This window comes from Pseudonocardia sp. P-1, from assembly GCF_058111925.1.
The window spans coordinates 4153682-4176776 of record NZ_CM176614.1 but is presented as its reverse complement, the minus strand read 5'-3'; the positions used below and the strand labels follow the sequence as shown (position 1 = coordinate 4176776).

The following is a 23095-nucleotide window of genomic DNA, read 5'->3' as shown; positions in this document are numbered from 1 at the left end:
GCATGGGGCGCATGAGTTTCCTGGACAAGGCCAAGGAACTGCTCGGCAAGCACGACGACAAGGTCGACCAGGCCCTGAACAAGGTCGGCGACGCGGCCAAGCAGAAGTACGGTCACGACGCTCAGATCGACACCGCGACCAAGTTCGCCCGCGAGCGGACCGGTACCGGTGACACCGCCGCGCCGCCGCCCCCCGGTCAGCCGGGTCCGGACGGCCAGGCCCCGCCGCCGCCCGCGCCGGGTCAGGCCCCGCCGCCGCCCCCGCAGCAGTAAGCAGGGCACGACCGGTCCGGCCACCGCCGGGCTGCCCACGAGGCGCCGTCCGCACGCTGCGGGCGGCGCCTCCGCATGTCCGGGGCGCCCCGGCTGCGCCGCGGGTCGCCCGGGCTCAGTCGCGGGCGGGCACCCCGAGCAGGACCTCCAGCTCGCCGAGGGTGGTCTCGGCTCCGGTGTGGAGCACCCCGACCGCCCCGGCCGCGGCGGCGCCGCGCACGCACGCCCCCATGTCGTCGACGACGACGCAGTCCCCCGCGGGCAGGCCCAGCTCCGCCGCGGCGGCGGCGAAGGAGTCCGGGCTCGGCTTGCGGGCCCCGCGGACCGCACCGAGGAGCACCGTGCCGAACGCGGCGGCGACCTCGTCGGGCACCGCGTGCGCGCCGGAGAACAGCGCGGTGCGGATCCCCGCGGCCGCGGCGCGACGGGCGTAGGCGAGCAGCAGGGCCCCGTCGGCGGGGTCGTCGAGCACCCCGCCGTAGTCGACGATCAGGCCACGCAGGGTCCGGGTGTCCGCCACCCGGCCGACGGTACCGAGTGTCGCCGCCTCCCGGGGCGCGCCGCGGCTCGGTGCTGCTGCTTCGCCGCCCGACCGCCGCGGCTCGGTGCTGCCGCTTCGCCGCCCGACCGCCGCGGCTCGGTGCTGCCGCTTCGCCGCCCGACCGCCGCGGCTCAGTCGAGGGCCCGGCGCAGGAAGCCGCGGATCCCCAGCAGGGTGAACAGCACGATCGCCGCCACCGGGACGAGCACGCACACCCACAGCGGGATGTGCGGGACCTGCGGCACCAGCGACGCGCGGATCCCCTCGCTGACGTAGGTCAGCGGATTCACCGCCGACAGCACCTGGAACCAGCGCAGGTCGGCCAGGGTGAGCCACGGGTACTGCACCGAGCCGGTGAACAGCAGCGGCGTGAAGATCACCGCGAACAGGATGTTGATCCGCCGCGGCGGCACCGCGGTGCCGATGGTGAGCCCCATCGCCGCACCGAGCAGGCTCCCGAGCACCACCATCAGCAGCGCGGGGGCCAACCCCTCGACCGGCCACCGGATGTCGATCATCGCGAAACCGATGGGCACCATCAGCAGACTGGCGAGCAGGCCGCGCAGCCCCGCGAAGGCGATCTTCTCGACGGCGACGGCCCACACGGGCATCGGTGCGAGCAGCCGGTCGTCGATCTCCCGCGTCCAGGACAGCTCGAACACCAGCGGCAGCGTCACCGCCTGCAGGGCCCCGAACATCGCGTTCAGCGCGATCAGGCCGGGCAGCATGATCTGCCCGTACTCGGGCGACACGAAGCCGCCGCGGCCGAGAACCACGACGAAGACCAGCAGGAAGAAGAACGGCTGCACCAGCGTCTGGGCGAGGAACGACGGCAGCTCCCGGCCGGTGACGAACAGGTCGCGGCGCAGCACCGCCAGGAAGGCACGCCCGGTCATCGCAGGTCCCTGCCCGTCAGGTCGATGAACACGTCCTCCAGCGTCGCCTGCCCCAGACTGACGTCGCGCACCGTGGCGCCGTGCCGCCCGAGCAGGTCGACGGCCGGCGCCAGCAGCGCCGCCGGCTCCGCGGTGACCGACAGCCGGAACGCCGACACGGTGCCGTTCTCCCCCGGGCCGCGGCCCGGCGGGGTCTCGGCACGCGCGACACCGCCCAACCCGGCCAGCGCCACGCGCAGCGTCTCCGCCGCACCGGGCCCGTGGTCGGCGACGATCTCGACGGTCGCGCTGCCCGGCAGCGACCGGACCAGCGCGTCCGGGGTGTCCAGCGCGAGCAGCCGCCCGTGGTCGACGATCCCGATCCGGTCCGACAGCTTGTGCGCCTCGTCCATGTCGTGGGTGGTGAGCACGACGGTCACGCCCTCGTCGCGCAGCCCGCTGATCTGGTCGTGGACGAACAGCCGGGCCTGCGGGTCCAGGCCGGTCGAGGGTTCGTCGAGGAACAGCACCTCCGGGGAGTGCATGAGCCCGCGGGCGATCATGACGCGCTGGGCCTGGCCGCCGGACAGGTCGTCGGCGACGGCCTTCGCCTTGTCCGTCAGCCCCATCCGTTCCAGCAGCTCGTCGGCGCGGCGGTTGCGCTCCGCCCGCCCGACGCCGTGGTAGGCGGCGTGGAAGACCAGGTTGTCGCGGACACCGAGGGAACGGTCCAGGTTCTGGCGCTGCGGGACGACGGCCAGCTTCGCGCAGACGGCGACGGCGTCGGCACGCACGTCGAGCCCGGCGACCCGGGCCGTGCCCGAGGTCGGCACCACGCGGGTCGTCAGCACGCCGACGGTCGTGGTCTTCCCGGCGCCGTTGGGCCCGAGCAGCCCGAACACCTCACCCTCGGCCACCGAGAACGACAGGCCGTCGACGGCGTTGCCCTTCGCCTTCGGGTACCGCTTCACCAGGTCGACCACCTCGACCGCGGTCCGTCCCATCGCACTCCCCCGCCGATCACGTCACGTCGGGCCGATCCTGCTCCAGGTCGGCGATCACCGCGAGCAGGTAGGCGCGGACGGCGTCGTCGAGCCCGTCCGCCGGCTCCCGCAGCCACGGTCCGCGCCCGTCGGGGCGGGCGTCGCGCCACCGGTCCCGCCCGGCGTCGGTGAGCGCGACGAGCCGTACCCGCCGGTCCGCCGGGTCCCCGCGGCGGGCCACCAGCCCCGCCGCCTCCAGCGCGTCGACGACCGGGGTCAGGCTGGTCGGGGCGACCCGGACCCGGGCGGCGAGCTCGCGCTGGGCCAGTCCGCCGCACCGCTCCAGCACGTCGAGGACGGCGAACCCGGTGACACCGAGGCCGTGGCCCCCGGTCCGCCGCCGGCGTTCGGCGAGCACCGCCGCCCCGGCCCGGACGACGAGGTCGGCCAGCGACTCCGCGGGGCCGTCCACCGGGTCGGGAGCGGCGACGAGGCGGGGCGGGGTGAGGTCGATGCGTCCCGGTGGGCGGGGTGCGGGCATCGCGGGAGGGTAGGACGCGGCGGGGCCCGGCGGGGGCGGTCGGGCGGGGCCGGTCGCGTTCGTGAACACCGGCCCCACCGGAGGGCGGCTCACGACCGCGGCTCAGGCGCCGCTCGCCTCCGTGGCTCCGTCGGGGCGCCGGACCACGCCGGCCGCACGTGCGCCCCCGGACCGTGCGGCACCGGACCGTGCGGCACCGGACGATCCGGTGGCGAATCCGGGTCGGGCCCCGTCGCGGCCACCGGGACCGTCGCAGTCTGGCGCCGTGACCACGACGACGACCGGCACCGCCCCGGCGGGGGGCACCTCCGGCCCGCGGACCGACACCACTCCCGGCACACGGGCCGCGCCCGCGCCACCGCCTCCCGGGAACCGGGCCCGTCCCGCCCCGGTTGCGGCCGGCCACGCGCGGCACGCGTCCTCGCGGGTGGGGACGGCGGCGCCCGCCGTCGCCCCGGCACCGGGCGCCGACACCGGTGCCGTCGACGTGTTCGGGTCCCCGGTCACGTCCGCGCAGGCCGGGGCCGTCGACGGGCAGGCTCCGCCGCCGCCCGGCCCCGGCGCGCTCCTGGTCCGCACCCCCGCCGAGGTGCCGGAACCGCTCGCACCGGGGGTCGTCGTCGTCCTGCCGGGTGGGTTCCGGATGTCCTCCGGACCGGCGCCCGCACCGCGCGGGGCGGTCCGCCCCGTCCCGGCGCCGACGGTGCCCGAGGAGACCTCCCCGGCCGACGCCGAGCGGGTCCGGGCCCCGGCCCACGAGATCGTCCGGCTGCTGACCGAGGTGCTCGCCGGGCGCCGCCCGCCGGACGGGGTCACCGCCGTCACCACCCCGGCGGTGCGCCGCTACCTGACCGCGGCCCGGATCGTGCACCCGGCGCGCCCGCCCCGTGGCCGCCCGGGCCCCGGGGGACGGGTCGGTGCCCCCGGTTGCGGGAGCCCGGGCGGCTCGACCGCACGCCGGGCGCCGCGGGTGCACCTCGGTCTGCCTCGGCCGGACGTCGCCGAGGTCTGCGCGACCGTCAGCGTCGCCGGGCGGGTGCGTGCCCTGGCGCTGCGGCTGGACCGGGCGCCGGACGGCCGGTGGCTCGCCACCGCCGTCCGGCTCGTGTGAGGCGCGACGCGGCCGAGCCCGGCCGGCGGCGCCCGGAGCTCAGCGCCGCCGGCGGGCCTTCTCCGCGCGGCGCCGCTCGGCGCGGTTGACGCCGTCGTCGCCGTTCGGGGACGCCCCGTGGCCACGGGCCGGGACCTGGTGACGACCGGTACGACCGGTGCCCGGGGCGGCCGCCCCGCCCTCGCCGCGACGCGCGACCCCGCCGTCCTCGCCCGGGCCGCTGTACTGCAGGTTCTGCGGCGGGCTGGTGCGGAACAGGTTCGGCAGGACCACGGTGGACTCGGCGGGGTCCTCGGCCGGGACCCGGCGTACGACCGGGATCTCGGTCGTCTCCGGCTCGGCCTCCTGGACGGGGGCGGCCGGCTGCTGCACCTGGACGACGACGTTGAACAGGTGCCCGATCGTCTCCTCCTTGATGCCCTCGAGCATCGCGGAGAACATGTCGAAGCCCTCGCGCTGGTACTCGATCACCGGGTCGCGCTGGGCCATGGCCCGGAGCCCGATGCCCTCCTTGAGGTAGTCCATCTCGTAGAGGTGCTCGCGCCACTTGCGGTCGATGACCTGCATCAGGACCTGGCGCTCGAGCTCGCGCATCCCGCCCTGGGCGCCGATCAACGCGTCGATCTCGGCCTCGCGCCGGGCGTACGCGGCCTCGGCGTCGGCGAGGATGACCCGCTCGAGCTCCTCGGCCGACAGGTCGTCGATGTCGTCGGCGACGGTGCGCCAGTCGAGCTGGATGGGGTACAGGCCCTTGACCGCGGTCCACAGCTTCTCGAGGTCCCAGTCCTCGGAGTAGCCCTCGGCGGTGGCGCCGGCGACGTAGGCGTGGATGACGTCCTCGAGCATGTTGCGGGTCTGGCGCTGCACGTCCTCGCCGTCGAGGACCCGGCGGCGCTCGTCGTAGATGACCTTGCGCTGCTGGTTGAGCACCTCGTCGTACTTGAGGACGTTCTTGCGGATCTCGAAGTTCTGCTGCTCGACCTGGGTCTGCGCGCTGCGGATCGCGCGGGTGACCATCCCCGCCTCGATCGGCACGTCGTCCGGCAGGTTGAACCGGTTCATGATCGACTCGACGACCTGGCCGTTGAACCGGCGCATCAGCTCGTCGCCGAGGGACAGGTAGAAGCGGGACTCGCCCGGGTCGCCCTGACGGCCGGACCGGCCGCGCAGCTGGTTGTCGATGCGGCGGGACTCGTGGCGCTCGGTGCCGAGCACGTAGAGCCCGCCCGCGGCGCGGACCTCGTCGGCCTCGGCCTTGACCTGCTTGCGCATGCGGTCGAGCACCGCGTCCCACGCGGCCTCGTACTGCTCACGGGTCTCGACCGGGTCCAGGCCCTGGCTGCGCAGCTCCAGGTCGGCGAGGAACTCGGGGTTGCCGCCGAGCATGATGTCGGTACCGCGACCGGCCATGTTCGTGGCGACGGTGACGGCGCCCGCGTGCCCGGCCTGGGCGATGATCTGTGCCTCACGCGCATGGTTCTTCGCGTTGAGCACCTCGTGCGGCACCCCGCGGCGCAACAGCAGCGTCGCCAGGTACTCGGACTTCTCGACGCTCGTCGTACCGATCAGGACCGGCTGGCCCTTCTCGTGCTTCTCGGCGATGTCGTCGGCGACCGCCTCGAACTTCGCGGGCTCGGTCTTGTAGATCAGGTCGGCCTGGTCGGCGCGCACCCGCGGCCGGTTCGGCGGGATCGAGACGACCGACATCTTGTAGATCTCGTGGAGCTCGGCGGCCTCGGTCTGGGCCGTACCGGTCATGCCGGCGAGCTTGTCGTAGAGCCGGAAGAAGTTCTGCAGCGTGATCGTCGCCAGGGTCTGGTTCTCCGGCTTGATCTCGACGCCTTCCTTGGCCTCGATCGCCTGGTGCATGCCCTCGTTGTAGCGACGGCCGGCGAGCACACGACCGGTGAACTCGTCGACGATCAGGACCTCACCGTCGTTGACGATGTAGTCCTTGTCCTTCTTGAACAGCTCCTTGGCCTTGACCGCGTTGTTCAGGTAGCCGACCAGCGGGGTGTTCGCGGACTCGTAGAGGTTGTCGATGCCGAGCTGGTCCTCGATCAGCGCGACACCCTCCTCGGTGATGCCGACGGTGCGCTTGCGCTCGTCGACCTCGTAGTGGATGTCCTTGGACAGTATCGGCGCGAGCCGCGCGAACTCCTGGTACCAGCGGGCGCTCTGCTCGGCCGGGCCGGAGATGATCAGCGGCGTGCGGGCCTCGTCGATGAGGATCGAGTCCGCCTCGTCGACGATGGCGAAGTTGTGCCCGCGCTGGACCATGTCGGCGGTGTTCCACGCCATGTTGTCGCGCAGGTAGTCGAAACCGAACTCGTTGTTCGTGCCGTACGTGACGTCGCAGGCGTACTGCTCGCGGCGTTGCGCCGGGGTCATCTCCGACAGGATCACGCCGACGGTGAGACCGAGCCAGCGGTGGATGCGGCCCATGGTCTCGGAGTCGCGCTTGGCGAGGTAGTCGTTCGTGGTGACCACGTGCACGCCGTCGCCGGGCAGCGCGTTGAGGTAGACGGCCAGCGTCGAGGTCAGGGTCTTGCCCTCACCGGTGCCCATCTCCGACACGTTGCCCATGTGCAGCGCACCGGCACCCATCAGCTGCACGGTGAACGGACGCTGACCCAGCGTGCGCCGGGCGGCCTCGCGCACGGTGGCGAAGGCCTCGGGCAGCAGCTCGTCGAGCGACTCGCCGTCGGCGTGGCGACGGCGGAACTCGTCGGTCTTGGCGCGCAGCTGCGTATCGGTGAGGCCCTCGAAATCGGGCTCCAGTCCGTCGATGTGCGCGGCGATCTTCGCGAGCCGCTTCACCAGCTTGGTCTCGCCGGCCCGGAGGAGTCGACTCAGGAAGGGCACTGCCGACCTCATTCACGTCGCGGTCAGGTCACGGGGCCCCACCACGGTCTCCGCGCACGCCCGGCACCCGGTCGGCGCCGTGAACGGCACCGGCGCGGCACCGGCGCGGCGCGGCGGGCGGACCCCGCCGACCATGGTACGGGCACGCCGTGGCAGGTCCGCGCCGCGGCGGGGACAGCTCACCCCGTCGCGGCGCGGCCACCGCCGGTCGTGTGCCGTCAGCCGTCGAGCCGGATCACGCCGTAGTCGTAGCCGCGGCGGCGGTAGACGACCGAGGCGCGACCGGTGTCACTGCAGGAGAACAGGTAGAAGTCGTGACCGACGAGCTCCATGCGCGAGAGCGCCTCGTCGACGGTCATCGGGGTGGCCGGGTGGGTCTTCTCGCGCACGATCCGACCGGGCCGGTACTCGGCCTCCCACTGCTCCTCCAGCCGGAGCAGCTCGTCGTCGGTCAGCGACTCGTCGTGGCTGCGCGGTGCCGGGATGGTGTCGGTGACGGGAGGGGCCGCTTCCATCAGCGCGACGGCCGAGGCGTCGGCGGCGGCGCGGGAGGCGGCCACGCGGTCGCGGCGGCTGGGCTTGCGGCGGTCGTGGGAGCGGCGCAGCCGTTCGGCGAGCTTGCCGACGGCCATGTCGAGCGCGGCGTAGAAGTCGGCGGCGGAGGCCTCGGCGCGGGCGACGGCTCCGCAGCCGCCGCGCCCGGTGATCTCGACGCGCTGGCAGGACTTCTGCTGACGGCGGTTCGGCTCGTGGAAGAGCTCCACCTCCATTCCGACGATCTTGTGGTCGTGGCGTTCCAGGCGGCTGAGCTTGTCCTGGACCAGGCCACGGAAGTGCTCCGGCACCTCGACGTTCCGGCCGGTGACGACGATCTCCACTCGAACATCCCTCGCTTCAGTCGTGCTGAACCCGGGACCCGACGACGGCCCCGGGGGGTGGACTCGCGGTCGTTCCTCCTGATGTGGTATTGGTCGGAGTTCAGCGGACGTTATCGGGAAATCCGCCTCCGGGACAGGTCGTTCGCCGACCCGTCGGGTGGACACCCTGGTGCCATCCGACGCGGTGTGCGACGACCCTGCGGCACCCGGGTGACCCGTCACCCGCGGAGCGGCGCGCTCACCTCCGGATCGCGCTTCCGGTGACCACTGTGGACGACTGACCGGGAGATCGGCGGACCCGCCGACCCGTGTGACCGCTGTCACATTCGGCCACCCGGTAGGCGCCGTCGGGCCGAGGCGTCGGCGAGCACCACGGCGCCCACGGCGGGCAGTCCGGATGCGGCGAGCGCCGCCCCGCAGGCCCGCAGGGTCGCCCCGGAGGTCACGACGTCGTCGACCAGCAGCACCGCCTCCCCCGGGGCCGCGGGCACCGGCTCGCGGCCCCGGGCCGGGTGCAGCGCCGAGGCCAGGTTCGCCGCCCGGCCCGCGCCGTCGAGCCCCACCGAGTCCCGGGCGCGGCGGTGCAGGGCCAGGACCGCATCGGTGCGGGCCGGCAGCCCGGAAGCGGTCAGCAGCGGCGCCAGCGCCCGGCACAGTCGCAGCACGTGGTCGCCGCCGCGCACCCGGGCCGCCGACGGCCTGGACGGGGCCGGCACCAGGCGCACCGCGGCCGGGTCCGGCGTCCCGTCGGCCCGCGGCGCGAGCACCGAAGACACCGGGCCCACCAGCAGCCCGGCCAGGTCCGGCGCCAGGTCCCGCCGGCCGCGCTCCTTGTACGTCAGCACGGCCCGGCGCAGCGGCCCGCGGTAGCGCCCGGCCGCCGCGACCCGGCCGGCGCCGGGCACGCGGACCGGCACCGGGCCCGCGGTGTCCTGCGCGCAGGCCGGGCACCAGCCCCCGCTGCCGGGCGGCCCGGCACCGCAGCCACCGCAGGTCCGGGGCAGGAGGAGGTCCAGCAGGGCGGCGGCCGGGGACGGGGCTCGGGTCGGGGTCACGGCTCCGATACTCGCCCCCGGCACCGTCGCCGCGGCCCCGCCGGAGCCCGCCCGGGCCGAGTTGTCCACACCCACCGGAGTTGTCCACAGGCCGGGGATCCGGCCACCGGGACGCGTTCAGCCGGGATAGAACGGCTGTGCGGCCGCTCCGGTCCCACCCGCCTGCTGCCAGGCGTCGAACTCGCCGCCGGAGTAGCTCCACAGGCCGGTCCGGTCGGTCACGTACAGCGGGCGCCCCTCGGCGGCGGCCAGCGCCCCCAGCGGCGCGGTCAGGTTCGTGCCGGGGATCTGGTCCAGCCGCAGACCGTCGGCGCTCACCTCGGACATGGGGCGGTCCGAGTCCGACGCGACCACGATCCGGTCCGCGGAGTGCCAGTCGATCGACACCACGTCGTCGAGGTCCCCGGGGCGCAGGCGCCGCAGCGGCCCGACGGCGACCTCGCCGTCGTCGACCGGGACGATCGGGGCGACGAGCAGCGCACCGTCGGCGACGACGGCGATCCGGCCGCCCTCACGCGCCAGCGCGATGTCCCCGATCCGGCCGAGCGGCGTCAGCCGGCCCGCGTCCACCGCGCCCTCGACCGGCGGCCCGGACGGCGGGACGAGGACCCGGCGCAGCCTGCCGTTCACGACCGCCCAGATCTCGTCGCCCGCCCCGTTCCAGCTCAGCGAGCGGACGTCGGCGCCGGACACCGGGGTGGCGGTGAGCTCCCCGCCCAGCGGGCCGGTGAGCAGCCGCTGGGTGCCCGTCGACTCCCGGGACACGACGGCGATCCGCCCGCTGCGCGCGGACGCGGCGGCCTCAGTGATGTCGAACGAGCCGTTCCCGGCCTGCCCGGCGACCGGTGCCGCCACGCCGGTCGCGCCGAGCTGACGGACCCGGCCGCCGTCGACGACGTAGGGGAACGCGGGGGCTCGGCCGGGGCCGGCGACGAGGTCGGCCTGGTCCGCGGCCGACACCGTCGGCGTGGCGGGGACCAGCGGTCCGCCGTCGGCCAGCAGCTCCACCCGCGGCACGCCCACCCCGCCGAGGGTCTGCGCGACCTGCGCGGCGAGCAGCTCCCGGTCCTGCGGGGACAGCCCCGACACCCCGGTCAGCTCGATCGACGCGGTGCCCGCCGCGGGGTCGGTCGTGGCCGAGCGGATCCGCGCGGTCGCCGGGAACATCGTCACCGCCGCCCCGGCCAGGCCGGTGGACGGCCCGCGCAACAGCACGTCGACGGCGTCCATCGCGAGCTCACCGGGACGCCCGCTGCGGATGTAGTGCCCGTCGGGCAGCAGCATCCGGCGGACCGGGTCGACAAACCAGGCCTGCAGCTCGCGGTAGTGCGAGCGGAAGTCCGACAGCCGGACCATCACCCCGGGCGGTGGCCGGTCGATCCGCCAGCGCTCGCCCTCCCGGACGACGCCGACGTCGACCTCGACCCGCTGCGGGGAGGACTCGAACGCCCCGTTCGGCCCGACCGTGCCCAGCCGGGTGCCCCGCACCCGCACCGTCATCCGGTCCGGGCCCGGGGTGCCGTTGTCCGGGGACACGACGGTGTCGAACCGCTCGTCCAGGACGGTCAGCGACGCCGCGTCGTCCCAGCCCGACGCCGACGCCGACAGGTAGCGGCGGGCCTGCGCGTGCCGGTCGTCGGGCGAGCCGGAACGGTAGACGAACCCGCGGACCAGGCCGAGCGGCTCGTCGTCCTCGATCGGGCCGCTCAGGTTCTGCTCGGCGGCCTGCTCGCCCTGGCGCAGCACCTGCACGTCGGACTGCTGGGGCACCGTCGCGCACCCGGCGACGACGGCGGCGGCGACCGTCACGACCAGCGCCGCCAGCGCACGGCGGGCGGTCACCGGTCGCCGCCCGGGTCGATGATGGCGCGCTCGGCGGGCTGCATCGGCGCGTGCTCCTCGGGGCGCAGCCGCCACAGGTCCTCCTCGCGCAGGTCGCGGCCGATCCCCTGCGGCGGGGTCGGCACCGAGCTGCCGTTGCGCCGGTCCCCGGCCGCGGCGGCGGGCGGGCCGAGCGGCAGCGGCGAGGCGCTGATGTGCCCGCCCACCTCGCGCGGCAGGGTCAGCCGGAACGCCGAGCCGTTGCCCGGCTCGCCCCAGGCCTGCAGCCAGCCGCCGTGCAGCCGGGCGTCCTCGATGCTGATCGACAGCCCGAGCCCGGTGCCGCCGCTGCGCCGGGCCCGCGACTCCTCGGCCCGCCAGAACCGGTTGAACACCAGGTCGGCCTCGCCGGGCCGCAGCCCGACGCCGTGGTCGCGCACGACGACGGCGACCGCGGCGTCGTCGCCGGCCACCGTCACCTCCACCGGGCGGCCCTCGCCGTGGTCGATCGCGTTCGCGACGAGGTTGCGCACGATGCGCTCCACCCGGCGTGGGTCGGCCTCGATCAGCTCGCCCGCCGGCAGGTCCAGGACGAGGTCGGTACCGGCGTCGGCGGCGATGCCGCGCACCGCGTCGGTCGCCCGCCGCACCACCGCGGACAGGTCGACCCGTTCGGCACCCAGCTCGGCCACGCCGGCGTCGAGACGGGAGATCTCCAGCAGGTCGGCGAGCAGCTCCTCGAAGCGGTCGAGCTCGGTGACCAGCAGCTCGGAGCTGCGGCGCAGCGCCGGGAGCAGCTCGTCGCGGGAGGCGTAGAGGACGTCGGCGGCCATCCGCACGGTGGTCAGCGGCGTACGCAGCTCGTGGCTGACGTCGGAGGTGAACCGCCGCTGCAGCGCCCCGAACTCCTCGAGCTGGGCGATCTGCGCGGCGAGGCTGCCCGCCATCTCGTTGTAGGACTCGGCGAGCCGGGCGACCTCGTCCTCGCCGCGCACGGCCATCCGCTCGTCGAGATGTCCCCCGGCGAAGCGTTCGGCCACGTCGGCGGCGTGCCGGATCGGGCGGACCACCTGCCGGGTGACGAGACTGGCGATCGCGGCAAGCAGCACCAGCAGCACCAGCCCGCCGACGATCAGCGTGCTCTGCACCAGCCCGAGGGTCAGCTGCTCACCGTTGAGCGGGAACAGCAGGTAGAACTGCAGCTCCCGGCCCGCGGTGGCGATCTTCTGCCCGATGACGAGGTTCGGGACGCCGTCGACGGTCGTGTACTGGCGGTTCAGGCTGTCCAGCGACCCGCGGGCGGTGATGTCCTGCTGGCGCGCGGTGATCTGGCCGACGTCGCCGGCGGACACCTCGGGCCCGTTCGCCGACCCGGTGGTCAGCGCGGCGCTGAACTCCCCGGCCGTCCCGGCCCGGCCGGGGCCGGTGGTGTCGGTCAGCCGTTCCAGGGCGGTGTCCAGGATCTCCTGCACGCCCTCGCGGTCCGGGTCGACGCTCGCCAGCTGCCCCTCCAGGACCTGCCGGTTCGCGTCCGACTGGGAGATCGCGGCGTCGAGCTTGCTCTGCAGCAGCCGTTCGGCGATCTCGCTCTGCAGCACCAGGCCGAGCACCAGCACGACCGCCGACGACAGCGCCAGCGTCGAGGTGACCACCCGCAGCTGCAGCGACCGCCGCCAGGCCGCGGCGATGAGCATGCCCAGCTCGTGCGCCTGCACCCGCAGCGGTCCCAGCGCGCGGGCGACCCGCCGGGCCCCGGGCAGCCGGGCCAGCGGGGTGCGGAGTCCGCGGCGACGCGTCACCACGGCCGGTGCACCCGCGGCGCGCCGGTCACGGAGGACCGGCCTTGTACCCCACCCCGCGGACGGTCAGGACCACCTCGGGGCGCTCCGGGTCGCGCTCGACCTTCGACCGGAGACGCTGCACGTGCACGTTCACCAGGCGGGTGTCCGCGGCGTGCCGGTAGCCCCACACCTGCTCGAGCAGGACCTCGCGGGTGAACACCTGGCGCGGCTTGCGGGCCAGCGCGACGAGCAGGTCGAACTCGAGCGGGGTCAGCGCGATCGGCCGGCCCTCCCGGGTGACCTGGTGCGCGGGCACGTCGATGTCGATCTCGCCGATGGACAGCTGCTCGGCGGGCTCGGCGTCGTTGCGGCGGACCCGGGCCCGGATCCGCGCGACGAGCTCCTTGGGCTTGAACGGCTTCACGACGTAGTCGTCGGCGCCGGACTCCAGCCCGAGCACGACGTCGACGGTGTCGCTCTTGGCCGTCAGCATGACGATCGGGACGCCGGACTCCGCCCGGATGGCCCGGCACACGTCGATGCCGTTCATGCCGGGCAGCATCAGGTCGAGCAGCACCACGTCCGGCTGGGTGTCCCGGACGGCGGGCAGTGCCCGCGTCCCGTCGGACACGACCGCTGTCTCGAAGCCCTCGCCTCGCAGCACGATGGTGAGCATCTCGGCCAGGGCCGGGTCGTCGTCGACCACCAGTACGCGCGACTTCATGGACGTCACTATCCCAGCCCCGTGATCAGCACCGGTGCAGCAGGGCGGGCACGAGGGCCGACGGTGCCGCGGCGGGGTCGTCGAGCAGCGTCCAGCGGCTCAGCCAGGACCGCGCCGCCAGCTCCCGGTAGACGGCGTCGGTGCGGGCCTGCAGGCCGTCGTCGCTCTCGTAGGCGTCGCGGGCGCGGCCGGGCTCGGTGGCCGCGCGCGACCTCGCCCGCTCCGCGGCGACCTCCCGGGGCGGTGCCAGCAGCAGCTGGTGGCCGGGCACCGGGATGCCGAACCGGTCGATCTCCAGCGCCCGGACCCAGCCGACGACCTCGCCGCCGGCGTCCTGGCCGAGCCGGGCGGCGCTGTAGGCGGCGTTGGAGGCGACGTAGCGGTCCACGAGCACGACGTCGTGCGCGGCGAGCGCCGCACGCAGCCCGGCCGCGGCGGCCCGGCGGTCGAGCGCGAACAGCACCGCCATCGCGTGCACCGAGGAGGCGAGGTCGCCCATCCGGCCGTAGAGCGCGTCGCGGGCCAGCTCGGCGTGCACGTCGTCGTCGTAGCGGGGGAAGGCCGTCGTGGTGACCGAGGCGCCGTGTGCGCGCAGCCCGGCGACGAGCTCCGTGGTGAACGTGTGCTTGCCCGCACCGTCCAGTCCCTCGACGACCACCAGTTCCCCCACGGCGGTCGAGCCTAGGTCAGGCACCCAGCTCCGAGACGGTGGGCCAGGTCGTCGCGAAGCCCGGGTGCAGGTCCAGCTCACCGAGCCGGTCGGTGCGCACCCAGCGCAGCTCGGTGCTCTCCGCGCCGCGCACCCGGACCGGCGGCGCGTCCGGCGTCCGCACGACGACCGTGGTGTAGCTCCAGCCGCCGTGGTCGTCGACGAACTCCTCCACCGGCGCCAGCCCGGCGACGGCGAGGGTGCTCTCCTCGGCCGCCTCGCGCAGCGCCGCCCGCACCGCGGACTCCCCCCGGTCCCGGGCACCGCCGGGGATCCCCCAGGTGCCGCCGTGGTGGCTCCAGGACGCCCGGTGCTGCAACAGCACCCGGTCGACGCCCGCCGGGTCGGCTTCGTCGCGGTGGCGCACGAGCAGCCCGGCCGCGCCGAACAGGCCCCAGTGCCGGTGACCCCGGGCGCAGTGCACCCAGCCGTCACCCGACCCGATCTCGATCGTCATCCCGACGGTGACCCCCTGGTACGCCGACGGCGCGGCGCCCCGGGAAGGGGCCACCGCGCCGTCGGAACGGAGAACGCGGTACCGATGCGCGATCCGCGAGCTTCTCGCTCAGTAGCGGTAGTGCTCCGGCTTGTACGGACCCTCGACGTCCACGCCGATGTACTCGGCCTGGTCCTTGGTGAGCTTGGTCAGCTCGCCACCGAGGGCCTGCACGTGGATCCGCGCGACCTTCTCGTCCAGGTGCTTCGGCAGCCGGTAGACGTCCTTGTTGTACTCCTCGTGCTTGGTGAACAGCTCGATCTGGGCGATCACCTGGTTCGAGAAGCTGTTGGACATCACGAACGACGGGTGGCCGGTCGCGTTGCCCAGGTTCATCAGGCGGCCCTCGGACAGCACGATGACCGAGTGGCCGTCCGGGAAGATCCACTCGTCGACCTGGGGCTTGATGTTGATCTTCTTGATGCCCTCGACGCGGGACAGGCCCGCCATGTCGATCTCGTTGTCGAAGTGACCGACGTTGGCGACGATCGCCTGGTGCTTGGCCCGCTTGAGCAGGTCGACCGTGAGGATGTCCTTGTTGCCGGTCGCCGTGACGATGATGTCGGCCTGCTCGATGACCGAGTCCAGGGTCGCGACCTGGTGGCCCTCCAGCAGCGCCTGCAGCGCGCAGATCGGGTCGACCTCGGCGACGATGACGCGCGCGCCCTGGCCCGCGAGGGCCTCGACCGAGCCCTTGCCGGTGTCGCCGTAGGCGGCCACGACGGCCACCTTGCCGCCGAGCAGCACGTCGGTGGCCCGGTTGAGGCCGTCGACCAGCGAGTGGCGGATGCCGTACTTGTTGTCGAACTTCGACTTGGTGACCGAGTCGTTGACGTTGATCGCCGGGAAGAGCAGCTCGCCGCGCTCGGCCAGCTGGTACAGCCGGTTGACGCCGGTGGTGGTCTCCTCGGTGACGCCGCGGATGTCGGAGTTGATCGTCGTCCAGCGCTGCGGGTCCTCGGCGAGGCTGCGGCGCAGGGTGTCGAACACGACCCGCTCCTCGTCGGAGACCGAGAGATCGTCGTCGTCGAAGCTCGGCACGACGCCGGTCTTCTCGAACTCGACGCCCTTGTGCACGAGCAGGGTGGCGTCACCGCCGTCGTCGAGGATCATGTTCGGGCCGACGACGTTGCCGTCGGCGTCACGGAACTTGAACAGCTGCTCGGTGCACCACCAGTAGTCCTCCAGCGACTCGCCCTTCCAGGCGAAGACCGGGACGCCCTGCGGGTTCTCCGCGGTGCCGTGCGGGCCGACGACGGTCGCGGCGGCCGCGTAGTCCTGGGTGGAGAAGATGTTGCAGGACACCCAGCGGACGTCGGCGCCGAGCGCGACGAGGGTCTCGATGAGGACCGCGGTCTGGGTGGTCATGTGCAGCGAGCCGGCGATCCGCGCGCCGGTCAGCGGCTTGGACTCCCCGTACTCACGGCGCAGGTCGATCAGGCCCGGCATCTCGTTCTCGGCGAGCCGGATGTCCTTGCGGCCGTACTCCGCCTCGGAGATGTCGGCGATCGCGAAGTCCAGGCCGCCGGCGTGCTGCAGCTTCGGGTGATCGGTCATGGGGTGGGTGCGCCTCCTCAGGCGTAAGAGTCGTACTCGTCGGCACGACGGGTGCGGTCCGGCCGGGAGGAGGAGCGGCGTACACGGGTCACGGCGTCCTCCCTCCTCGTCGGAGACAGGCGCCCTTTCTCGTCCGTGCCGGCCGGGCCCGAGCGTGGCGGCCGGTGACGGCCGCTGCAGCGCCTCTCGGCGCCCGGCGATGTCGCGACCTCCATGGTTCCGAGCCACCGCGGGGGTGTCAACTCAGGGGTGATCAGCCCGTCAGGTGCTCGGCGAGCAGCCCGCCCGCCGCGACCTCGCGGCCGTGCGCGGCCAGCAGCCCGGCCGGGGCCAGCACGGACTCGCTGTCGACCCGCACCTCCGCCCGGGCCAGCAGCGGGGCCAGGACGGCGTCGTGGCGCACCGTGCGGGCCGCCGCGGCCAGCCCGGCCGCGTCGCGCTGGCGGAACACGCCCCCGGTGAGCACGACGAGACCGATCTCACCCGCGTCGACGGGGGTGTCCGGGCCGGTCCCGGGGTGCGCGGGGTCGGCCAGGACGCCGGTGTGGCGCAGGTGCCTGCGCAGCGCGACCACCGCCGCGATCGCGGCCAGCCTGCGGTCCTCGGCGGCCGCGCCCCGGTCGGCGGGCACGGTGGCCCGCGACTCCTGCAGCGCGGCGACGGCCGGGCCGAGCAGGTCGGCCTCCACCGGGTCGACGACGCCCTCGGCCTGGGCCTCCGTCAGGACGCCGACGGCGCCGTCACGCACCCCGAGGTCGCCCTCCACGGTCGCGGCCCCCGGCCCGGGCCCGGGGCGCCGCGGTGCACGTCGGTGGTCGCCGACCCGACGTCGACGACGAGCACCCCGGTCCCGGTCAGCCGGGCCAGTACCCCGGCCCCGGCGCCGACCGCGGCGTGCGTGGCGGAGTGGACCAGCGCGCCGAACCGGCCGGTGCCCGCACCGAGGACGTGCCGGGCGTAGAGCGCGGCGACGGCGTCCCGCGCGGGCCCGGCGACGATCCGGCCCGGCTGCGGCGTGACGTTGGGGCAGGTCGTGACGGCCCGCCCACCGGCCAGCAGCAGGCCGAGCGCGTCGGCGCGGGCGTCGTCGTCGACCGAGAGCAGCACCGGCCAGTGCCCGCGGGTGCGGGCCAGCCTGCCCGCGTTGTGCAGCAGCACCGCCGGGTCGGCACCGTCGGCACCGCCGAGCAGCAGCACCGCCCCGGGGCGGCGGCTCGACAGCTCCAGCACCGCGTCGGTCTCCAGCGGTCCGGGGTGCACCCCGACCACCCGGGCCCCCGCGGAGCGGCAGACCCGGTGCCCGGCCTCGGTGGCGATCAACGTCTCGGCCCCGACCACGGCCAGGCGCAGCGCCCCGCCCGCCGAGGAGCAGGCCAGCACCCGCGGCGGCGCACGCCTGCCCCGGCCCGCGGCGGCCGCCGCGGCGGCGACGGCCGCGTCGACCCCGGTGAGCACGTCGGGCGTGGTGGGGTGCTCGGCGAACCCCGCCGGGGTCCCGTCGGGCAGCACCAGCACGGCCTTGGTCCAGCAGGAGCCGACGTCGAGGCAGACCGCGGGCGAGTGCGGGTCGTCCGGCGACGCGTCGGTCATGGACGGCGAGCGTACCGAGGTCGGGCGGTCACAGGGAGTGTCCGCGGCAGATCCGTTGCGACCCGCACCTGCCCGAGAGGTGGGTGATCGCGGTCACCTCCGCCGGTAGGTTGATCGACGTGCTCGGACTGATGCAGGACCGCCCGCTGACCCTGCCGCACGTCTTCCACCGCGCGGAGCAGCTGTTCGCGCGCAAACGGATGGTGACCGCTCGGCCGGACGGCACCGAGGACGTCGTCACGGTGGCCCAGTGGGCCGAACGGGTGCGGCGGCTCGCGACCGTCCTGGACACCCTGGGCGTCTCCGCGGACGGCCGGGTCGGCACGTTCTGCTGGAACACCTCGCGGCACCTGGAGCTCTACCTCGCCGCCCCGTGCACCGGCCGGGTGCTGCACACGCTCAACATCCGGCTGCACCCCGACCAGCTCGTCTACGTCGCCGAGCACGCCGGCGACGAGGTCGTCTTCGTCGACCGGTCCCTGCTGCCGCTGTTCTGGCCGCACGTCGACCGGCTGCCCGGCGTCGCGCACGTGGTGGTGCTCGACGACGGCGCCGACGTCGCGGTCCCCGACGACCCGCGGATCCGGTCCTACGAGGAGCTCCTGGCCGCGGCCGAGCCGTACGCGGGCCGGTTCGTCGTCGACGACGAGGACACCGCCGCCGCGATGTGCTACACGTCCGGGACCACCGGGAACCCGAAGGGCGTGGTCTACAGCCACCGCTCAACGATGCTGCACTCGCTCGTCACGCTGATCGCCGACGGTCCCGCGCTGGCCGAGCGCGACGTCGTCATGCCAGTGGTGCCGATGTTCCATGCGAACGCCTGGGGCCTGCCCTACGGCTGTCTGCTCGCCGGCACCGACCTGGTGTTCCCCGGCCCGGACCTGTCCCCCGGCGCGATCGTCGACCTCGTCGAACGGCACCGGGTCACCGTCACCGGCGGGGTCCCGACGATCTGGATGAACGTGCTGCCGCTGCTCGGCGACCGCGACCTGTCGTCGCTGCGCACGATCTTCTGCGGCGGCTCGGCGGTCCCGAAGGCGCTGTGCGAGGAGTACCGCGTCCGGCTCGGCGTACCGCTGCTGCAGATCTGGGGCATGACCGAGACCTCGCCGATCGGCACGATGGGCGTGCTCGGCTCGCACCTCGACGGCGCCTCCGACGACGAGCTCGCCGCCGCCCGCGTCCGCCAGGGCAGGCCGATGCCGCTGGTGGAGATGCGGATCGCCGACCCCGAGACCGGCGAGGAGATGCCCTGGGACGACCACGCCACCGGTGAGGTGCAGGCGTCCGGGCCGTGGATCGCGAAGGAGTACTACCGCGGTGAGGGCGGCGGCGCCCAGTTCACCGACGACGGCAGGCTGCGCACCGGCGACGTCGCCACCGTCGACCCGTACGGCTCGTTCCGGCTGGTCGACCGCACCAAGGACCTGATCAAGTCCGGCGGCGAGTGGATCGGCACCGTCGAGCTGGAGAACGAGATCATGGCGCACCCGAAGGTGGCCGAGGCCGCGGTGATCGGCGTCGCGCACCCGCGGTGGGTGGAGCGGCCGCTGGCCTGCGTCGTCGTCGAGGACGGGCAGTCCCTCACCCTCGACGAGCTGCGGGAGTTCCTCGCCGACCGGGTCGCGAAGTGGTGGCTCCCCGACGCCCTGGAGCTGGTCGACGAGGTGCCGAAGACCAGCGTCGGCAAGTTCTCCAAGAGGACCCTGCGCGAGCGGTTCGCGGACTACACGCTGCCGACCGCATGAGGCCGGGAGACGTTCTGCCCGCCTGACGCGCGACGGCGGCGCACCCGGGGATCGGGTACGCCGCCGTCGCGGGGTGGGCTCAGTCGGAGGACGTCGCCTGGGCGGGCAGGTCGCCGCGCTCGCGGCGGCCGAGGATCGAGTTCCTCCGCGAGTACGCGAAGTACACGATCACGCCGATGACCATCCAGATGACGAACCGCAGCCAGGTCTCGACGGACAGGTTCAGCATCAGCCAGACGCAGGCGAGCACGGCCAGGATCGGCACGAGCGGCACCAGCGGGGTGCGGAAGCCGCGGGGCAGCTCCGGCCGGGTCCGGCGCAGGACCACCACGCCGATCGAGACCAGCACGAACGCGAAGAGCGTGCCGATGTTGACCATCTGCTCGAGGTCCTGGGCCGGGAAGAACGTCGCGACCAGGGCGATGACGACGCCGATCAGCCAGGTGGCGCGGCCCGGGGTGCCGAAGCGGTTGGTCCTCGCCAGCGCGGTCGGCAGCAGCCCGTCGCGCGACATCGCGAAGATGACGCGGATCTGGCCGAGCATCAGCACCATGACGACCGTGGTGAGGCCGAGCAGCGCGCCGACGGCGATGATCGTCGCCGCCCAGTTGATGCCGAGCGAGGCGAACGCCGTGGCCAGGGTGGCGCGGGTGCCGTCGGGCTTCGTGGCCAGGTCGGTGTAGGGCACCATGCCGGTGATCACCAGCGCGACCGCGACGTAGAGCACGGTCACGATGGCGAGCGAGCCGAGGATGCCGCGCGGCAGCGCCTTCGACGGGTTCTTGGTCTCCTCCGCGGTGGTCGCGACGGCGTCGAAGCCGATGAAGGCGAAGAACACGATCGCGGCGGCGGCGAACACGCCGTAGACCCCGAACACGCTCGACGAGGCGCCACCGAAGAACGACAGCAGTGACTGCTGGATGCCGGTGCCGGTCTCGACGGTGCCGGGCGTGGGCTCCGGGACGAACGGGGTGTAGTTCGCCGCGTTGATGAAGAAGGCGCCCAGGATGATCACGAACAGCACGATCGCGACCTTGATCGTGGTGATCACCAGGCTGACCCTGCTGGACAGCTTCGTGCCGCGGTAGAGCAGGAACGCCAGGACGACGACGAGCAGCAGCGCACCCCAGTCGAAGGAGAAGAAGCTCCCCAGCTCGAACGAGGTCGAGACCTCGATGCCGATCAGGCCGAGGGTCTGGGCGAGGTACTCCGACCAGCCCTTCGACACGTAGGCCGAGCCGACCGCGAACTCCAGGACCAGGTCCCAGCCGATGATCCAGGCGATGAACTCGCCCAGGGTGGCGTAGGAGAAGGTGTAGGCGCTGCCGGCGACCGGCACCGTGGAGGCGAACTCCGCGTAGCAGAGGGCCGCCAGACCGCACGCCACCGCGGCGAGCACGAACGACAGCGACACCGCGGGACCCGCGATGTTGCCGGCCGTGCTGGCCGCGAGGGTGAAGATGCCGGCGCCGATGACCACCGCGACCCCGAAGACGATCAGGTCGATCGTCCCCAGGTCCTTCTTCAGCCGGGTGTCCGGTTCGTCGGTGTCCCGGATGGATTGCTCGACCGTCTTGGTGCGGAACATGCCGCCACCACGGCTCGTGACCGTCATGGGCGGTGAAACTACGTCCGCGATGCGGTCTGCGTCACGCCATGCAACGCGGATTTGAGGTCACGATGCGGTTGCGCAAGGACACGTCCGGCCTCAGACGGTCCCGCGCTCCAGTCCGTGGGCCTGCGCGACCTCCTCGGAGAGCAGCACGCCGTGATGGGTCGACAGGCCCGCGGCGAGGTGCGGGTCGGCCTCGGTCGCGGCCCGCCAGCCCTGGTCGGCCAGGCGCAGCACGTGGGGCAGCGTCGCGTTGGTGAGGGCGCGGGTCGAGGTGTGCGGCACCGCACCGGGCATGTTCGCGACGCAGTAGAAGACGGTGTCGTGCACCCGGTAGGTCGGGTCGGCGTGGGTGGTGGGCCGCGAGTCCTCGAAGCATCCGCCCTGGTCGATCGCGATGTCGACGAGTACGGCGCCGGGCCGCATCCGGGAGACGAGCTCGTTCGACACCAGGGTGGGCGCCTTCGCCCCGGGCAGCAGGACCGCGCCGATCACCAGGTCGGCACCGGTCACCGCCTCGCGCACGGACAGGGCGGTGGAGTACTGGGTGCGCACGGCACCGGCGTACTGCTCGTCGATCACGCGGAGCTTGTCCACGTCGACGTCGAGCACGGTCAGCTTCGCGCGCATGCCGGCGGCGATGGCGATGGCGTTCGCCCCCGCGACCCCGGCACCGAGCACGACGACGTCGGCGCCCGGCGCGCCCGGGACGCCGCCCAGGAGCATGCCGCGCCCGCCCGCCGAGCGCATGAGGTGGTAGCCGCCGGCCTGCGGGGCGAGCCGGCCCGCGACCTCGCTCATCGGGGCGAGCAGCGGCAGCCGGCCGCGGGAGTCGGTGACGGTCTCGTAGGCGATGGAGGTCGTCCCCGCCGACAGCAGCGCGTCGGTGCACGCGCGGGACGCGGCCAGGTGCAGGTAGGTGAACAGCGTCAGGTCCGGGCGCAGGTGGCCGTACTCCGAGGAGATCGGCTCCTTCACCTTGAGCAGCAGCTCGGCCGAGCCCCACACCTCGGCGGCGTCGGACGCGATCTGCGCCCCGGCCTCCTTGAAGTCGGCGTCGGAGATCGCGGACCCGGCGCCGGCGTCGTGCTCGACGACGACCTCGTGCCCCCGCCCGACGAGCTCGTGCACCCCGGCGGGCGTGAGCGCCACCCGGAACTCGTTGTCCTTGGTCTCCTTCGGCACTGCGACGCGCATGTCGCTCTCCTCCACTCGGCCCGCCAACTGCGTCAATGGTGAAGAAACATCGATAGGCTGCCAACAGAACTGAACAAGATTCTCGGAGGGTTCTCATGAGCGATGAATCTTCGGAACCGCGGCGGATCAGGCCGTCACCGTCGAACCCTGTTCGGCTCGACGGGGTCGACCGGGCCCTGCTGCGCCAGCTGGAGCGGGATGCCCGCACACCGAACAACTCACTCGCCGCGGGCGCGGGGATCGCGCCGTCGACGTGCCTCGGCCGCATCCGGGCGCTGCGCGAGCGCGGGGTGATCCGCGGCTACCACGCCGACGTCGACCCGGCGGCGACCGGCCACCCCCTGCAGGCCATGATCTCGGTCCGCCTGCAGTCCGACGCCCGCGACCGGCTCGCCGAGTTCGTGACCCGGGTGTCCCGCCGCCCCGAGGTGCGCGACGTGTACTTCCTCGCCGGCGACGACGACTACATGATCCGGGTCGCGACCGCCGACACCGTGGCACTGCGTGACCTGGTCGGGACGCTCAACGCCTGGGCGGAGGTCGCGGGCACCCGGACATCGCTGATCTTCGAGCACCACCGGGCACCCGACACCTACTGAGCCCCGTCGTCGCCGTGGCGGAGTAGGGCGAACGTCGCGTCGGTCAGCTCGCGGAACCGCTCCAGCTCGGCCGCCGACGGCCGTCGCGGCGACGGGCGGGCCGTCGACCCGCGCGAGCAGCCAGGCGTACAGCCCGT

General features: G+C 74.0%; 21 protein-coding genes. 4 read left to right on the top strand and 17 right to left on the bottom strand.

Annotated features, from left to right (window positions below):
• Positions 1 to 11 precede the first annotated feature (11 nt).
• The gene (locus AC0GKK_RS20565; RefSeq protein ID WP_489882325.1) at positions 12 to 272 is read left to right on the top strand and encodes an antitoxin; all 261 of its coding nucleotides are present in this window, start codon (positions 12 to 14) and stop codon (positions 270 to 272) included.
• Between the two features lie 115 nt (positions 273 to 387).
• Here AC0GKK_RS20565 and AC0GKK_RS20560 read toward each other — a convergent pair whose 3' ends face one another.
• The 4 genes from AC0GKK_RS20560 to AC0GKK_RS20545 form a co-directional block, all read right to left on the bottom strand.
• Complete coding sequence (locus tag AC0GKK_RS20560) at positions 388 to 792, bottom strand: HAD-IA family hydrolase (RefSeq protein ID WP_489882324.1); 405 nt, start codon at positions 790 to 792, stop codon at positions 388 to 390.
• A 152-nt stretch (positions 793 to 944) separates the two neighbouring features.
• The gene (locus AC0GKK_RS20555) at positions 945 to 1709 is read right to left on the bottom strand and encodes an ABC transporter permease (protein WP_062397528.1); all 765 of its coding nucleotides are present in this window, start codon (positions 1707 to 1709) and stop codon (positions 945 to 947) included.
• Positions 1706 to 2692, bottom strand: a complete 987-nt coding sequence (locus AC0GKK_RS20550; RefSeq protein ID WP_251784272.1) for an ABC transporter ATP-binding protein — start codon at positions 2690 to 2692, stop codon at positions 1706 to 1708. Before AC0GKK_RS20550 ends, AC0GKK_RS20555 begins: the two co-directional genes overlap by 4 nt.
• A gap of 16 nt (positions 2693 to 2708) precedes the next feature.
• Positions 2709 to 3212, bottom strand: a complete 504-nt coding sequence (locus tag AC0GKK_RS20545) for a MarR family winged helix-turn-helix transcriptional regulator (RefSeq protein ID WP_489882323.1) — start codon at positions 3210 to 3212, stop codon at positions 2709 to 2711.
• Between the two features lie 265 nt (positions 3213 to 3477).
• Between AC0GKK_RS20545 and AC0GKK_RS20540 the strand changes: the two genes are divergently transcribed.
• Positions 3478 to 4323: an Rv3235 family protein gene (locus AC0GKK_RS20540; RefSeq protein WP_489882322.1), complete on the top strand. Its 846-nt coding sequence runs from the start codon at positions 3478 to 3480 to the stop codon at positions 4321 to 4323.
• A gap of 39 nt (positions 4324 to 4362) precedes the next feature.
• Here AC0GKK_RS20540 and secA read toward each other — a convergent pair whose 3' ends face one another.
• From secA to AC0GKK_RS20485, 11 genes are all read right to left on the bottom strand, one after another.
• Positions 4363 to 7188: a preprotein translocase subunit SecA gene (secA, locus tag AC0GKK_RS20535; RefSeq protein ID WP_489882321.1), complete on the bottom strand. Its 2826-nt coding sequence runs from the start codon at positions 7186 to 7188 to the stop codon at positions 4363 to 4365.
• A gap of 218 nt (positions 7189 to 7406) precedes the next feature.
• The gene (hpf, locus tag AC0GKK_RS20530) at positions 7407 to 8066 is read right to left on the bottom strand and encodes a ribosome hibernation-promoting factor, HPF/YfiA family (RefSeq protein WP_073576336.1); all 660 of its coding nucleotides are present in this window, start codon (positions 8064 to 8066) and stop codon (positions 7407 to 7409) included.
• 320 nt (positions 8067 to 8386) lie between these two features.
• Complete coding sequence (locus tag AC0GKK_RS20525) at positions 8387 to 9121, bottom strand: ComF family protein (protein WP_489882320.1); 735 nt, start codon at positions 9119 to 9121, stop codon at positions 8387 to 8389.
• Positions 9122 to 9238: 117 nt separating this feature from the next.
• Entirely contained in the window at positions 9239 to 10963 is a 1725-nt protein-coding gene (locus AC0GKK_RS20520; RefSeq protein WP_489882319.1) for an LpqB family beta-propeller domain-containing protein, read from the bottom strand.
• Positions 10960 to 12636, bottom strand: a complete 1677-nt coding sequence (gene mtrB, locus AC0GKK_RS20515; RefSeq protein ID WP_345646785.1) for an MtrAB system histidine kinase MtrB — start codon at positions 12634 to 12636, stop codon at positions 10960 to 10962. The genes AC0GKK_RS20520 and mtrB overlap by 4 nt, the downstream gene beginning before the upstream one ends.
• A 133-nt stretch (positions 12637 to 12769) precedes the next feature.
• Positions 12770 to 13447, bottom strand: a complete 678-nt coding sequence (gene mtrA / locus AC0GKK_RS20510; protein ID WP_020622190.1) for an MtrAB system response regulator MtrA — start codon at positions 13445 to 13447, stop codon at positions 12770 to 12772.
• Between the two features lie 25 nt (positions 13448 to 13472).
• Positions 13473 to 14117: a dTMP kinase gene (locus AC0GKK_RS20505; RefSeq protein ID WP_489882318.1), complete on the bottom strand. Its 645-nt coding sequence runs from the start codon at positions 14115 to 14117 to the stop codon at positions 13473 to 13475.
• A 16-nt stretch (positions 14118 to 14133) separates the two neighbouring features.
• Positions 14134 to 14613, bottom strand: coding sequence for an NUDIX hydrolase (locus AC0GKK_RS20500; RefSeq protein ID WP_482638271.1), 480 nt, complete (start codon positions 14611 to 14613; stop codon positions 14134 to 14136).
• A 108-nt stretch (positions 14614 to 14721) separates the two neighbouring features.
• A complete protein-coding gene (gene ahcY, locus AC0GKK_RS20495) occupies positions 14722 to 16209 on the bottom strand; it encodes an adenosylhomocysteinase (RefSeq protein ID WP_489882317.1) in 1488 nt (495 codons plus the stop codon).
• Between the two features lie 253 nt (positions 16210 to 16462).
• Complete coding sequence (locus tag AC0GKK_RS20490) at positions 16463 to 16957, bottom strand: glutamate mutase L (RefSeq protein WP_489882316.1); 495 nt, start codon at positions 16955 to 16957, stop codon at positions 16463 to 16465.
• Positions 16930 to 17799: a glutamate mutase L gene (locus AC0GKK_RS20485; protein WP_489882315.1), complete on the bottom strand. Its 870-nt coding sequence runs from the start codon at positions 17797 to 17799 to the stop codon at positions 16930 to 16932. The genes AC0GKK_RS20490 and AC0GKK_RS20485 overlap by 28 nt, the downstream gene beginning before the upstream one ends.
• Positions 17800 to 17918: 119 nt before the next feature.
• On the opposite strand from AC0GKK_RS20485, the gene AC0GKK_RS20480 reads away from it, so the two are divergent.
• Complete coding sequence (locus tag AC0GKK_RS20480) at positions 17919 to 19550, top strand: long-chain fatty acid--CoA ligase (RefSeq protein WP_489882314.1); 1632 nt, start codon at positions 17919 to 17921, stop codon at positions 19548 to 19550.
• 79 nt (positions 19551 to 19629) lie between these two features.
• On the opposite strand, the gene AC0GKK_RS20475 is transcribed toward AC0GKK_RS20480, so the two are convergent.
• Positions 19630 to 21165: an amino acid permease gene (locus AC0GKK_RS20475; protein ID WP_405415219.1), complete on the bottom strand. Its 1536-nt coding sequence runs from the start codon at positions 21163 to 21165 to the stop codon at positions 19630 to 19632.
• Between the two features lie 93 nt (positions 21166 to 21258).
• A complete protein-coding gene (ald, locus tag AC0GKK_RS20470; RefSeq protein ID WP_062397552.1) occupies positions 21259 to 22359 on the bottom strand; it encodes an alanine dehydrogenase in 1101 nt (366 codons plus the stop codon).
• Between the two features lie 95 nt (positions 22360 to 22454).
• On the opposite strand from ald, the gene AC0GKK_RS20465 reads away from it, so the two are divergent.
• Entirely contained in the window at positions 22455 to 22958 is a 504-nt protein-coding gene (locus tag AC0GKK_RS20465; protein WP_489882313.1) for an Lrp/AsnC family transcriptional regulator, read from the top strand.
• Positions 22959 to 23095: the final 137 nt, after the last annotated feature.